The 13,540-nt window shown below is 69.5% G+C and carries 12 protein-coding genes; 3 read left to right on the top strand and 9 right to left on the bottom strand.

Going from position 1 to position 13,540, the window contains the following annotated elements; translation table 11 throughout:
* Nucleotides 1-11 precede the first annotated feature (11 nt).
* The 3 genes from V5740_RS00840 to V5740_RS00830 form a co-directional block, all read right to left on the bottom strand.
* Entirely contained in the window at nt 12-956 is a 945-nt protein-coding gene (locus V5740_RS00840) for an alpha-E domain-containing protein (protein ID WP_347304412.1), read from the bottom strand.
* A 61-nt stretch (nt 957-1,017) separates the two neighbouring features.
* Nucleotides 1,018-2,448 (bottom strand): circularly permuted type 2 ATP-grasp protein, encoded by a 1,431-nt coding sequence (locus V5740_RS00835; protein ID WP_347303201.1) that lies wholly within the window; start codon nt 2,446-2,448, stop codon nt 1,018-1,020.
* Between the two features lie 79 nt (nt 2,449-2,527).
* The gene (locus tag V5740_RS00830; RefSeq protein WP_347303200.1) at nt 2,528-3,310 is read right to left on the bottom strand and encodes an alpha/beta fold hydrolase; all 783 of its coding nucleotides are present in this window, start codon (nt 3,308-3,310) and stop codon (nt 2,528-2,530) included.
* 117 nt (nt 3,311-3,427) lie between these two features.
* On the opposite strand from V5740_RS00830, the gene uvrB reads away from it, so the two are divergent.
* Nucleotides 3,428-5,614 carry an excinuclease ABC subunit UvrB gene (gene uvrB, locus V5740_RS00825; RefSeq protein WP_347303199.1) on the top strand — a complete coding sequence of 729 codons (2,187 nt, stop codon included), beginning with the start codon at nt 3,428-3,430 and terminating at the stop codon, nt 5,612-5,614.
* Between the two features lie 13 nt (nt 5,615-5,627).
* Here uvrB and V5740_RS00820 read toward each other — a convergent pair whose 3' ends face one another.
* Nucleotides 5,628-6,068, bottom strand: coding sequence for a c-type cytochrome (locus V5740_RS00820; RefSeq protein WP_347303198.1), 441 nt, complete (start codon nt 6,066-6,068; stop codon nt 5,628-5,630).
* Nucleotides 6,069-6,078: 10 nt separating this feature from the next.
* Entirely contained in the window at nt 6,079-7,092 is a 1,014-nt protein-coding gene (locus V5740_RS00815) for an alpha/beta hydrolase (protein ID WP_347303197.1), read from the bottom strand.
* Nucleotides 7,093-7,167: 75 nt separating this feature from the next.
* On the opposite strand from V5740_RS00815, the gene V5740_RS00810 reads away from it, so the two are divergent.
* The gene (locus V5740_RS00810; protein WP_347303196.1) at nt 7,168-7,752 is read left to right on the top strand and encodes a hypothetical protein; all 585 of its coding nucleotides are present in this window, start codon (nt 7,168-7,170) and stop codon (nt 7,750-7,752) included.
* 41 nt (nt 7,753-7,793) lie between these two features.
* Here V5740_RS00810 and V5740_RS00805 read toward each other — a convergent pair whose 3' ends face one another.
* The gene (locus V5740_RS00805) at nt 7,794-9,818 is read right to left on the bottom strand and encodes a protein-disulfide reductase DsbD domain-containing protein (protein WP_347303195.1); all 2,025 of its coding nucleotides are present in this window, start codon (nt 9,816-9,818) and stop codon (nt 7,794-7,796) included.
* A 25-nt stretch (nt 9,819-9,843) separates the two neighbouring features.
* On the opposite strand from V5740_RS00805, the gene V5740_RS00800 reads away from it, so the two are divergent.
* Nucleotides 9,844-11,058, top strand: a complete 1,215-nt coding sequence (locus tag V5740_RS00800; protein ID WP_347303194.1) for an FAD-dependent monooxygenase — start codon at nt 9,844-9,846, stop codon at nt 11,056-11,058.
* Here the strand turns inward: V5740_RS00800 and V5740_RS00795 are convergent.
* From V5740_RS00795 to hemC, 3 genes are read right to left on the bottom strand one after another with little or no spacing between them, the layout of a single operon-like run.
* Nucleotides 11,044-11,937, bottom strand: coding sequence for a hypothetical protein (locus V5740_RS00795; RefSeq protein ID WP_347303193.1), 894 nt, complete (start codon nt 11,935-11,937; stop codon nt 11,044-11,046). The genes V5740_RS00800 and V5740_RS00795 overlap by 15 nt on opposite strands.
* Entirely contained in the window at nt 11,937-12,614 is a 678-nt protein-coding gene (locus V5740_RS00790) for a uroporphyrinogen-III synthase (protein ID WP_347303192.1), read from the bottom strand. The genes V5740_RS00795 and V5740_RS00790 overlap by 1 nt, the downstream gene beginning before the upstream one ends.
* Nucleotides 12,611-13,507, bottom strand: a complete 897-nt coding sequence (hemC, locus tag V5740_RS00785; RefSeq protein WP_347303191.1) for a hydroxymethylbilane synthase — start codon at nt 13,505-13,507, stop codon at nt 12,611-12,613. Before hemC ends, V5740_RS00790 begins: the two co-directional genes overlap by 4 nt.
* Nucleotides 13,508-13,540 lie beyond the last annotated feature (33 nt).

Below are 13,540 nucleotides of genomic sequence, written 5' to 3'. Positions count from 1 at the left end.
GGTCGTCCGGCCTATTCGTTGAAACGGTACTGGTCGGAAATGGCGTTCGCCACTGCCTGGTTGCGGCCGATGAATTCCACCAGGAATTGGTGCAGCCCCTGGTCGAAGATGGCTTCCACCGTGCGTCCGGCCAGCCGCTCCTCCGCCTCGTTCATCAGCTGCTGCGCGGGACCTTCGCGGCCATGCAGGCGGGCGAGCGCATCCAGGTTCTCCCGCAGCGCGGCGTAGCAGAAGGTCAGGCTGCGCGGAAACCGGCCGTCCAGGATCAGCAGTTCCGCGATGCTACGCGCCTCCATCCGCCCGGCGTTCAACCAGCGATAGGCCCGCTCCCCCGACAGGCTGCGCAGCACATTGTCCCACTGCCCAGTATCGAGGGGCGTGCCGACGTAGGAGAGCGAGGGCAGCAACAGGTAGTATTTCACGTCCAGGATGCGCGCGGTGTTGTCCGCCCGCTCGACGAAAGTGCCCGCGCGCACGAAAGAATAGACCTCGTTGCGCATCATGGAGCCATGCGTCGCGCCGCGCGCCAGCGTGGACTCGCGCCGGATCGCGGCCAGCGCCATGTTGAGGCTGGTCTCCCGCACCGGCCGGGCCAGCAGGTCGCGCAAGCTCATCCAGCCCTCGTTCACCGCCTCCCATACCTCCGCCGTAATGGCGGATCGGCAGGTGCGCGCATTGGTGCGCGCGCGTTCGAACATCGACAGCACGCTTTGCGGGTTGTTCTTCGCCCGGAGCACGAAGTCACACACATGCGAGCCGGTGAAGTCGTCATACTGCGCCCTGTAGGCGGTAAGCTGGCCCAGCGTGGTCAGGACGGAACGCCATTCCTCGCTCGCCACGTCCTCCCCCCGCGTGATCGCCATGCGATGGCCCGCCGCCAGCAACCGCGCGGTGTTTTCCGCCCGTTCGAGGTAGCGGTACATCCAGAACATGCCGTTGGCGACGCGTCCCAGCACGGGCACCTCCCCACGGTCCTGCACCATGGCGAAGCCGCGGCCTTCATAGGTGGGGACCTGCCTACTCATCCAGCACCCAGCTATCCTTGGTCCCGCCACCCTGGCTGGAATTGACCACCAGCGATCCCTTCTTCAGCGCCACGCGGGTGAGGCCACCCGGGGTGATCTCGACCCCTTCCGGGGAGAGGAGCACGAACGGCCGCAGATCGACATGCCGCGGCGCCAGGCCGTTGCGGGTGAAGATCGGGCAGGTGGACAGCGCCAGCGTCGGTTGCGCAATGTAGTTTTCCGGGTTCGCCTCCAGCTTGGCGCGGAAGGTGGCGATGTCTTTGCGACTGGCCGTCGGGCCGATCAGCATGCCGTACCCGCCCGAACCATGAACCTCCTTCACCACCAGCTCCGCCAGATTGTCGAGCACGTAGGCCAAGCTGTCCGGATCGGCGCAGCGCCAGGTCTGCACGTTGTTCAGCAGCGGCTTCTCGCCGGTGTAGAACTCCACGATGTCGGGCATGAAGGAATAGATCGCCTTGTCGTCGGCGACCCCGGTGCCCGGCGCATTGGCGATGGTGATGCGCCCGGCGCGGTACACGTCCATGATGCCCGGCACGCCCAGCACGCTGTCTGGGTTGAAGGTCAGCGGATCCAGGAACTCGTCGTCCACCCGGCGATACAGCACGTCGATCGGCTTGTACCCTTGCGTGGTGCGCATCTGCACCCGGCCGCCGATCACCCGCAGATCGGTGCCTTCCACCAGTTCCGCCCCCATCTGGTCGGCCAGGAAGGCATGCTCGAAATACGCGGAATTGTAGATGCCGGGTGTCAGCACCGCGACCGTCGGGTTTGCCGCCGCGCAATCGGGCGCGCAGGCCGACAGGCTCTTCGCCAGACGGCGGGGATAATTGCTGACCGGCTGGACCTTCACCCGCGTGAACAGTTCGGGGAACATCGCCATCATCGTCTCGCGGTTTTCCAGCATGTAGCTGACCCCGCTCGGCGTCCGGGCATTGTCCTCCAGCACCAGGAACTCGTCCGGTCCCGTGCGGACGAGGTCGATGCCGGTGATGTGGGTGTAGATCCCGCCTGGCGGTCTCAGCCCCACCATCTGCGGCAGCCACGCGGCATTGTTGCGGAACAGCCGTTCGGGCAGGCGGCCGGACCGGATGATGTCCTGACGATGGTACAAATCGTGCATGAAGGCGTTCAGGGCCTTCACCCGCTGCTCGATCCCGCGGGACAGCTTGCGCCATTCGGCCGCGGTGATGATGCGCGGCACCATGTCGAACGGGATCAACCGTTCTTCCGCATCATCCTCGCCATAGACGTTGAAGGTGATGCCGGTGCGCCGGAAGAAGCTCTCCGCCTCGAAATTCTTGCGCCGCATCCCGGCGCTGTCCTGTTGCGACAGCCACTCGTGATATTGCCGATAGGCCTCGCGCACCGAGCCGTCGGGGGCCAGCATCTCGTCGAATGTGGCGGAGGTCGGCGCGTCCATGGCATCCTTTGCTGCTGCTGGTTGCGCTGCACCATGGCACGGGGAATGCCAGCCGCCAAGATGCGCTAGTTCACCTGCATCAACCCGGCCGGGTACGTTCCAGTTCCTCCGCCACCGCGCGGATCGCCTCGGGCGAGTTGCTGAAGCCGATATGGGTGCAGCGCAGCGCTACGGCGCGGTCACGTTCGCCCGGATGCCCCGCCGCGCTGCGCGGGGCGATGATGCCATCGCGCGGGCTCCACAGCGCGACCGTCTCCACCGGTGGCTTGATCGACAGCTGCGCCTCCACCGGCGGGCGATCGACGGCATGTCCGGCAAGCAACTGGTACAACCGCCAGGCATTGTTGGCGTAAGGCGTGCCGGAAAACGGGCTGCCCATCGTCACCACCTTGGCGACATGCTCCGGCTGGTGCTTGGCGATCTCGCGCGCGAAGATGCCGCCCAGGCTCCAGCCGACCAGCACCACGCGCCGATCGTATCGCGCATGCAGCTGCGCCAGCCGTCCACGCAGGGCGGCGAAGTTCTCCTCGCTCGGCCCCAGATTGAAGCCCAGGCCCCAGCGCTTGGTCCGGTGCCCCGCCTCTTCCAGCTTCTCCGCCATGAACCGCATCCGGACGGGATGCGTGCCGAGGCCGGGCAACAGCATCACGATCTGGGGATTTTCGGTGTGCGGCAGGGCAAATGATTGACGCAGCGGACGCACCACCGGCGCGGCAAAGGTCGCCAGCTCGCCCAGCAGCAGCCGCGCGGCCGGCCCGCGCGCCTCAGGCGGGCGCGGCACGCTCGCCAGCGCGGCCCGGCGGCTCGCCTCGGCCAGCAGGGCGGCCGGTGCCGGGAAGGAGGAAAGAGGAAGACTTGCCATGCGCCCGCTGTAACAGAAATGACTTATTGGCGCATGAACGATTGTCGGGCCGGCTGGTTGCAGCACGCGGGTGGTGCAAGATTGCACCTGTGCCATCGCGGCTCCATATTGCCGCGCATGGCCGAACTCGTCATCCGCCGCGGACTGGAAGAACCCGACACTTCCGGCAATTTCGTTCCTCACAAGCCGAACCGGCCGGAAAAGACCGAAGCTGGCAAGCGCTTCCACCTGATCAGCGAATACAGCCCCAGCGGCGATCAGCCGCGCGCCATCGGCGAGTTGGTCGATGCAGCCCGGGACGGCGAGCAGACGCAGGTGCTGCTGGGCGTCACCGGCAGCGGCAAGACCTTTACCATGGCCAAGGTGATCGAGGAATTGCAGCGCCCGGCGCTGATCCTGGCGCCCAACAAGATCCTGGCGGCGCAGCTTTATGGGGAGTTCAAGAGCTTCTTCCCCAATAACGCCGTCGAATACTTCGTCAGCTATTACGACTATTACCAGCCCGAAGCCTACGTCCCCCGGTCCGACACCTACATCGAGAAGGAAAGCTCGGTGAACGAGGCGATCGACAGGATGCGCCACTCGGCCACCCGTGCGCTGCTGGAACGCGACGATGTGATCATCGTCGCCTCCGTCTCGTGCCTTTACGGCATCGGCTCGGTCGAGACCTATTCGGCGATGATCTTCGACCTGAAGGCAGGCGAGACGCAGGACCAGCGGGAGATCATCCGCAAGCTGGTGGCGCTGCAATACAAGCGCAACGACGTGAACTTCGCGCGCGGGTCGTTCCGCGTGCGCGGCGACAACCTCGAACTGTTTCCCAGCCACCTGGAAGACACCGCCTGGCGCATCAGCTTCTTCGGCGACGAGATCGAGGAGATCGCGGAGTTCGATCCGCTGACCGGCGCCAAGGGCCAAGTGCTGAAGAGCGTGCGGGTCTTCGCCAATTCGCACTACGTCACTCCCGGCCCGACCATGCAGCAGGCCGCCCAGGCGATCCGGTTCGAGCTGGAGGAGCGGCTGAAGGAACTGCACGCCGAAGGCCGCCTGCTGGAAGCCCAGCGGCTGGAACAGCGGACCAATTTCGACCTAGAAATGATCGCCGCCACCGGCAGTTGCAACGGGATCGAGAACTACAGCCGCTTCCTGACCGGCCGCCTGCCGGGCGAACCGCCGCCGACCCTGTTCGAATACCTGCCGGAAAACGCGCTGCTGTTCGTGGACGAGAGCCACCAGACGGTGCCGCAGGTCGGCGCGATGGCGCGGGGCGACCACCGGCGCAAGATCACGCTGGCCGAATACGGCTTCCGCCTGCCGTCCTGCATCGACAACCGCCCTTTGCGCTTCAACGAATGGGACGCGATGCGCCCGCAGACCATCGCCGTGTCGGCGACGCCGGGCGGGTGGGAGATGGACCAGACCGGGGGCGTCTTCGCCGAACAGGTCATCCGGCCCACCGGCCTGATCGACCCGCCGGTGGAGATCAAGCCGGTCGAGGATCAGGTGCAGGACTGCATCGCGGAGTGCAAGGCGACCGCCAAGCTCGGCTATCGCACGTTGGTGACCACCCTGACCAAGCGCATGGCGGAGGACCTGACCGAGTTCATGCACGAGCAGGGCGTGCGCGTCCGCTACATGCATTCCGACGTGGAGACGCTGGAGCGGATCGAGCTGATCCGCGACCTGCGCCTCGGCGTTTATGATGTGCTGATCGGCATCAACCTGCTGCGCGAAGGGCTGGACATCCCTGAATGCGGGCTCGTCTGCATCCTGGATGCGGACAAGGAAGGCTTCCTCCGGTCGGAGACGTCGCTGATCCAGACCATCGGCCGCGCGGCGCGCAACGTGGACGGGCGCGTGATCCTCTATGCCGACCGCATCACCGGCAGCATGGAACGCGCCATGGCGGAGACGGAACGCCGGCGGGAGAAGCAGCGCGAATACAACGAGGAACACGGCATCACGCCGCAGACCATCCGCCGCCAGATCGCCGACATCGTCGCGCACACCGCCGCGCAGGACGGCGTGCTGGTCGATACCGGCGATGACGAGCGCAACAACCTCGTCGGCCATAATCTGCGCAGCTACATCGAAGACTTGGAGAAGCGGATGCGCAACGCCGCCGCCAATCTGGAGTTCGAGGAGGCCGGACGCCTGCGCGACGAGATCAGGCGACTGGAGAACGACGAGCTAGGCCTGCCTGACAGCGAGAAGAAGGCACCGCTGGTGGGGCGGAGCAACGAGGGCAAGCCGGGCACGCGCAAGATGCGTTACGGGCGCACGCAGAAGAAGTGGGGGAAGTAGCCGCGCTCCGCCATCAGGATTCCTGGAGCAAGGCGATGATGTCAGCCCGATCCAGCGGATCCGGAATGCCGGCGAAGCGCATGGAGGTGCCCGGCACGATCGCCTGCGGGTTGGCGAGCCATGCATCCAGCGCGGCCGCATCCCAGCGTCGGCCAGCCTGGCCCGAGGCGCGCAGGGCGGCGGTGTAGCCGAAGCGCTGGTTGCCGGTCGCAAATCGCTTCCCATAGATGCCGGATAGGTTCGGGCCGGCGAGGTTCGGTCCACCCGCGGCGATCGTGTGGCAGGCAGCGCAGCGGCCGAACTGACGCCGCCCCGCGGACGCATCGGCCACGCGGAGCAGGGCCGTTAGGTCGGGGTTCTCACCCGCCGCGCGGAGGCGTTCTTCGCGCCGGTCGTCCGCGCATCCGGCAAGACCCGCCACAGCGATCGCCAGCAGGAACGCGACGCCTCTCATGATCCGGCGCTCAATCCTGCCGGTCGCCCGACGGCGGGGCCAACGCTTCCACCAGCACCCGCTGGAACACCTCCGGGTCCTGCACCATCGGCGAGTGCCCCAGACCCTCCAGCCGCACCAGCGTAGCATCGGGCAACTGCGCTACCGCCACCTCCGCCGCCTGGGGTACGGTGCCGATCTTCACCCCCTTCGGCGCCGTGTTGCCGCGGAAGGTGGTCAGGTCTTCCTGCCCGATCAGCAGCGTCACCGGCACCCGCACCTCGTCCAGCTGATGCGCGGTGGGCTGGGTCTGGATCATGTCCGACAGGCGGGCCTGCGCCTGCCGAACGCTGGCGCCATCGCCGGTCGCGTACTGGCCCGCCAGCATGTCGACCCAGCGCTGGTAGCCGGGTTGCCAGTCGCCACCGTAATATACCCGCTGCTGATAGGCGCGGATGCTGTCCGCATCGGTCTTCGCCTCCTCCGCCAGCAATTGCGTGAGCGGCGCGTAGGGCGCGCCTTCCGCAATCGGGTCATTCAACCCGAGCGGGTTGACCAGCACCAGCCGGCTGACCCCGTCAGGCCACAGCAAGGCCCAGTGCAGCGCCAGCATGCCGCCGGTCGAGTGCCCGACCAGCACGGGACGCTCCACCCCTGCCTCAGCCAGCAGGTCGCGCGTTAGGCCAGCCAACTGGGCGAAGCTGTACTGGAAGCCGGCCGGCTTTGACGATTTGCAGAAGCCCACCTGGTCCGGAACGATCACCCGCCAGCCCTTCGCCGCCAGGGCGCGAGCCGTGTCGACCCAGGTGGCGGCGCAGAAATTTTTGCCGTGGAGCAGCACGATCGTCTCGTCCCGCGCCTTACCGGCAGGGGCGAAGTCGAGCCAGGCCATGCGCACCGGCGCGCCCTGCGCCTCCGCCTCGAACCATTTGACCGGCGCGCCGTAATCGAAGTCCTCGAGATCCTGCCCCAGCGGTGCGGTCGCCTGCGCAAGCGCGGCGGACGGGAGGGCGAGGCAGGCGAGCATGGCGGCATAGCGGATCATGTCCCTTCAACCCCGTCGCCAAGTCATTGTTTCGCGCCCGCTTGCATCGCCGCCCCCCGCCCGCCATGGGGCCGCATGGTTCGCCCCGCCTTCCGCCACCTGCTGCCGTTCTGCCTGCTGCTGCCCGCCGCCTGCGGCCAATCGGAGGGCGAGAGCCGCCGCTTCACCCGCGAGCAGACGCACGGCAACAGCGATCCCGTGCTGCCGAGCCCCGACACGTCGCGGGCAATCTGGTCGGTCAGCGGGAGCGGCCAGTCGATCACCTTCGGCGACCAAGGGGCCGAGCCGTTCCTGACGCTGACCTGCCGCCTGCGCGACGATCCGCCGAGCATCGCCATCGTGCGCCATGTGCCCGCCCGGCCCGGGCAGCAGGCGCTGTTCCCGGTGATCGGCAACGGATCGATCTCCCGCTTCAAGGTCGATGCCGCGCTGGTGAACGGCAAGTGGCGCTGGCAGGGCGCGGTGCCCGCGGCCGATCCGCAGCTCAACGTCTTTGCCGGGCCGCGCACGGTCGAGGCGACGCTGCCCGGTGGCGGCTCCCTGCTGCTGGGCGCCAGCCGCATTCCCGCCGAATTCGTCCGCTGGTGCCGCGCCGGCGGCGCGCTGCAGCGCGCGCAACGGGTCGAGCAGGCGGTCGAAGCGCTGGAAACCGGCAACTAGGGTCAGGCGCACCCGTTCCAGCACGCGCCGGAAGGAACCTGTCAGCCGATGCTGCCGGCGAGTTCCGGCAAGGTGCCGGGGCCCAGCACCTGCGGCAGCACCTGTTCGTCAGCGCCAGGCGCATACCACAGATAGAGCGGCACCCCGGCCGCGCCATGGGCGGTGAGGAAGCGGGTGATCGCGGGGTCGCTGCGGGTCCAGTCGCCGCGCAGAACGACCACACCGGCGCGCTCGAACGCTGCGCGGGTCGCCTCCCGCTCGATCGCGGCGCCTTCATTGACCTTGCAGGTCAGGCACCAATCGGCGGTGAAGTACACAAAGGCGGGACGGCCGGCGGCGCGCGCCTGTGCCAATGCAGCCTCGCTGAAGGGTTGTGCGTCCAGCAGGCCTGTATCGGCGCCGCTTTGGCGGGTGGCCACGGCACCGGGCATGGGGACGATGATTGCGACGCTGCCCAGCAGCATCGCCGCGGCGAGCGGCCGGCGGCCTTGCCGCCACGCGACCAGCAGCGCGACGACCAGCAACGACAGCAGCACCGCCAGCACCGCGAAGGTCGCGCCGCCCAGCCGCCAGGCAAGCCAGGCGAGAGCCAGTGCCGTGAGCGCCATGGGCACCGCCAGGACACGCCGCAGCCGTTCCATCCATGCCCCGGGCCGGGGCAGCAGCCGGCGCAGCGCGGGCACGAATCCGAGCAGGAGGAACGGCAGCGCCAGCCCCAGCCCCAGCGCGGCGAACAGCACCAACCCCTGCCATGCCGGCAGCAACAGCGCCGCGCCCATCGCCGCCGCCATGAACGGCCCGGTGCATGGCGTCGCCACGAAGGCCGCCAGCAATCCGGTGGCAAAGGCGCTGGTGCGACCGCCCGTCCGCGTGACCGACACCGATGGCAGCTCGTAGAGCCCGGCCAGGTTGGCGGCGATCGCCACCGCCAGCACCAGCAGGGCGGCCACCACTGCCGGGCTCTGCAACTGGAATGCCCAGCCGACTTGCGCACCGCCGGCTCGCAGCAGCAGCAGCAGCGCGCCCAGCGCCAGGCAGGCGAGCACGACGCCGGCGGTGTAGGCGACGGCCTCCCGCCGTGCGCCCGCCGCGCTTTCCCCCGCGCGGGCCAGCGTCAACGCCTTGAGGCTGAGGATCGGAAACACGCACGGCATCAGGTTCAGGATCAGCCCGCCCAGCAGCGCACCGCCCAGCAGGACCCAGAACGGCGCCGCGTCCACCCCCGCGCCGCTCAACCGGTCGCCCCCGACGGGCACCGAACCCGGCACCCCGGCAAAGCGGATGCCGCGGCTGCCCCCCAACGTCAGGATGCCTTCGATCCCGGCGGCGGAGCCCGCGGGGCCGGCGCGTGGTATCTCCACCACCAGCAGGTCGCCATTGCGGTAGAAGCGCTGCTCCGCCCCGTAATCCACCAGCCGTTCCGTCCCCAGGAACAGATGCGGCTGGTCCACCGCCGCGTCGGCGGGCAGCGGCACGGCGACGCGCAGCTGCGCCGGTGTCAGCTCGAACCGGGCGGGCTGGTCCAGCAGCGGCGGCAGCGCAGCACGCCAACCGTCGAACCGGGTGTCGCGCGTTGGCGTCGGCAGGCCCGATCCACTGACCGCGAGCCGCAGCGTCAGCGTGGCGCTTTCCGGCACGCAGACCTGATCGGTGCACGCAAGCCATTCGGCCCGCACGCTGATGGGCGCGATCCCCGCCGCATCGGCCCCCACGCGCAGGGGCACCAGCACGGCGTAGGGCCCTTCGTACACATGGTTCATCAGCCCGCCGATGCGCAGCCGTTGCGGCACCGGATACAGCGGCGCCCCCACGCTCCACCCATCGGGCAGCGTCCATTCCAGCCGCATGCCGTATCCAGCATCGCCGGGATTGGACCAATAGCCATGCCAGCCCGCATCCGGGCGGAAGGCCAGCGCCAGCGTGACCTCCTGCCCTGGCACGGCGGCACCTTCCGCGGCGAGTTCGGCGGCGATGTGAGTCGGCGAAACCCCTTGCGCCAACGCGGCGGGGGCCAGCAGCAGCGCCAGCAGCCATGTCCAGAACGGCATCAGCCTTGCGCCCACCATGCCACACGCTCTACGGCTCGGCCCCATGGCGGACAAGCGCGAACTCCTGATCCTGGGCGGTGGCCTGGTCGGCATGACCCTGGCGCTGGCGGCGGCCCGCAACGGCATCTCCAGCCATGTGGTCGACCGGGCCGACATGGCGGAACTGACCGCCGACGGGTTCGACGGGCGGGCCAGCGCGATCAGCACGGCGAGCTGGAACCTGTTCACCAATCTGGGCATCGCCGACGGGCTGGAGCCGCTGGGCTGCCCGATCACCTCCATCGCGGTGACCGACGCGATGCGGCCGGGCCGGATCGACTTCACGCCGGAACCGCACGAGGGGACGTTGGGCCGCATGTTCGCCAATCGCGACCTGCGCTTGGCGCTGTTCCGCGCGGCGGAGGCCGAGCCGCTGATCCGCTGGCACCAGAAGGCGCAGGTGGTGGAGCGGCATCGCGGCGAGCATGGCGTCGCGGCGACGCTGGCCGACGGCACAATGCTGGAAGCGGCGCTGATGGTCGGCGCCGAAGGGCGCGGTTCGCCCACGCGCGAGGAAGCGGGCATCGCTGTCGCCCGGTGGGATTATCGCCATCGCGCAATCATCGCCGGCCTCCACCATGAGCGGCCGCATGGTGGCGTGGCGTGGGAGATCTTCTATTCAGCCGGTCCCTTCGCGCTGCTGCCGTTGCAGGACGACGCGGAAGGGCGGCATCGCAGCGCGCTGGTGTGGACCGTGGACGAAGGTGACGCGGCAGGCGTGCTGGCCCTGTCGCCGCGTGCCTTCCTGGCGGAAGTGAGCAAGCGGATGGGCGGCATGTTCGGCGCGCTGGAACTGAACGGCCCGCGTGCCGGCTGGCCGCTGGGCTTCCACCACACCGTGCGGATCACCGCCGATCGGCTCGCGCTGGTCGGCGATGCGGGCCACGGCATCCACCCCATCGCCGGGCAGGGCTTCAACCTGGGACTGCGCGACGTGGGCGCGCTGGTGGAGGTGCTGGTGGAAGGTCGCCGGATCGGGCTCGACCTTGGTGATGCGCAATTGCTCGCCCGGTACGAGCAGTGGCGCGGGCTGGACACGTTCAGCGTGGCGCTGGCGACGGACAGCCTGACCCGCCTATTCGGCATCCCCGGCCGCCTACCCAGCGCCGCCCGGCGTCTCGGCATGGGCGTGGTCCAGCGAACCCCGGCGCTGAAGCGCTGGTTCATGGACGAGGCGCGCGGCGTCTCCGGCGACCTGCCGGCGTTATTGCGGGGCTGATTCTTCGGTCGGCGTCGGCGATTGGGGCGGCGGTTCGGCCGCCGGGCTGAGCTGTTCGACCGCCGTACCGCTGCCATCGCGCAGGGTGCGCGCATCCAGGATGGCGGTCGTTTCCAGCAGGTCCAGCGCCTGCTGCGCGGCGGACACGCGGCGGGCATCGCGCAGCCAGATGGCCGCGCTGGCGGCGTTGGGCAGCAGCTCCACCTCCGCCACGGCGGCGTCGATCCGGCCGCTCTGCAGGAACATCCGCGCGCGGGCCAGCCGCTGCTCCGCCGCGGGGGAAGGCGTATCCTCTCGCCGGATCACCGCCAGCTGGCTGAATTCCCGCCGCAGCCAGGCCCAGGTGCCCTCGTCATCCGGGCCGCCGGCCAATTTGGTGTGCAGCCCGTCCAGCCGGGCGACGAGGCCGTCGACCGTCACAGGATTGCGCGCGGCGTCGATGATCGTCGTGACAGCGTTGGGGTGCCCATCGGCGAAGCGCAGCCGCAACTGGTCCGCCAGATAGCCGAGCGGCGCCCCACGATCGAGCGCCCGGCGCGCGGCAAAGGCGATCAGCAGCCCTTCGGCGCGGGCGGCGTTGCCCGATGCCGCCTCTGCCCTCAGGTCCAGCCGGGCGAGCCGCTGTTCCAGCGCATCGATCCGCACCTCGACCGGGTCAGTCGGCACGGCGGGGGCGGCCACCGGCACAGGCGCGGGTGCCGGTTGCGGCGCGGGAACTGGCGCAGGCTCCGGCTGGAACAGGGTACCGGCGGCGATCTGGTCGCGATGATCGACGAAGTAGATCGCCGCCGCGCCCAGCAGAAACGCGCCCAGCGCCACGCCAACCAGTGCGCGCACCCGTCCGGCGCCGCGCCCGCCTTCCTCTGCGAACCGATCCATCAGGCCGGGTCTTGGCACAATTGGGCTGCCAGGGCCAGCAGCGCGGCATCATTCGGCCGCTCGGCCGGGGCGAGCATGCCCCAGCCCTGCCCCGCCGCCGCCGCGATCCGCGCCCCCAACGCGGCCACGCGGACCTGCCCGCGCGGCAGGGACAGGCGGACGAACTCGTCCGCGACATGGGCGGCGGCGTCGGCGGAGTGCAGCAGCAGCACGCACGGGCCGCGCACCGGCGCATGGTCGAGCGGTTCCGCCACCACCCGGTAGACGGCGCGCAGGTCGATGGTCACTCCGGCCGGCGGCACGAGCGAGACATGGCTCTCCCCGCCCAGCCGCAGCAGCCGCGCGGGCCAGTCGGCGCGGCTGTCGAGCAGATCCTGCAAGCCGCCGCTACCGCAGGCTATCACAGCGAGGCCAGCGGCCTCGGCCGCCTCCGCCGTAGTGGCGCCCACGCACAAGGCCGGCTTGCCGCGATAGGCCGACAATTGCGGCCCCGCATGACGCACCGCGTTCGCGCTGCCGAGCAGCAGGGCATCGAACTCGCATTCCGGAGGCGCCACCCAGGCGAGCGGGTCCACCCGGAACACAGGTGCTGCAACCATCGGCAGGCCCAGCAGCCGGCCCGCTCGCATCGTGGCGGCATTGCCCGGCTCGGGCCGCAACACGACGACCGGAATCAAGCCGTCGGGCCGCTGAAATGCACCGCGATGCCGGGCGTCGCACGGGCGAGCAGGTCGGCGGCGAGCGCCGCGGGATCATCGCCCTGCCCCCACACCTTCTCTGCACCGTCGGGGCTGAACAGGGCAGCCGTCAGCCGGCCGCCTTCGCTGAGCGCGGCGATCGGGCTGTGGCAATTGCCGCCGAGCGCCGCCAGCAGGGCCCGTTCCGCCATTACCTCCACCCGGCTGGGCGCGTGGTCGATCGCCGCGAGCAGGTCCAGTATGCGGGCATCGCCTGCCCGGCATTCGATCCCGATCGCGCCTTGCGATGGCGCGGGGAGCCATTCCTGCGGATCGAGCGGGTGGCCGACGCCATCCTCCCCCAGCCGCTCCAGCCCGGCGGCCGCGAGGAACGTGGCATCTGCCTCCCCCGCCGCGAGCTTTGCCATGCGCGTCGCCACATTGCCGCGGAAGGTGACCACCCGGCAATCGGGCCTGAGGTGCAGCAATTGCGCGGCCCGGCGCGGCGCGCTGGTGCCCACCACCGATTCTTGCGGCAAAGCGGCGATGCTGGCGGCGCCCAGCAGCCGGTCCCGCCGGTCAGCGCGCGGCAGCACGGCGCCGATCACCAGCGAGGCGGGCCGGATCGTCTCCACGTCCTTCAGCGAATGCACCGCCGCGTCGATCCGGCCGTCATGCAGCCAGCCATCCAGCTCCCGCGTCCATAGCGCCTTGCCGCCGATCTCCGCCAGCGGGCGGTCCTGCACCTTGTCGCCGCTGGCGATCACCGGCACCAGCTCGATCAGGTCCGGTGCCAGACCATGCGCCGCCGCCAGTCGCCTCTGCGTCTCCTCCGCCTGCACCATGGCAAGGGGGGAACGACGTGTACCGAGGCGGAGAATAGGATGGGGCATTGCGGGTCCGCTTGCCCCAAAGCCGCACTTTCG

Source organism: Croceibacterium sp. TMG7-5b_MA50 (assembly GCF_039830145.1).
Taxonomy (GTDB): Bacteria; Pseudomonadota; Alphaproteobacteria; order Sphingomonadales; family Sphingomonadaceae; genus Croceibacterium.
This window is presented reverse-complemented; position numbering and strand designations above follow the sequence as displayed.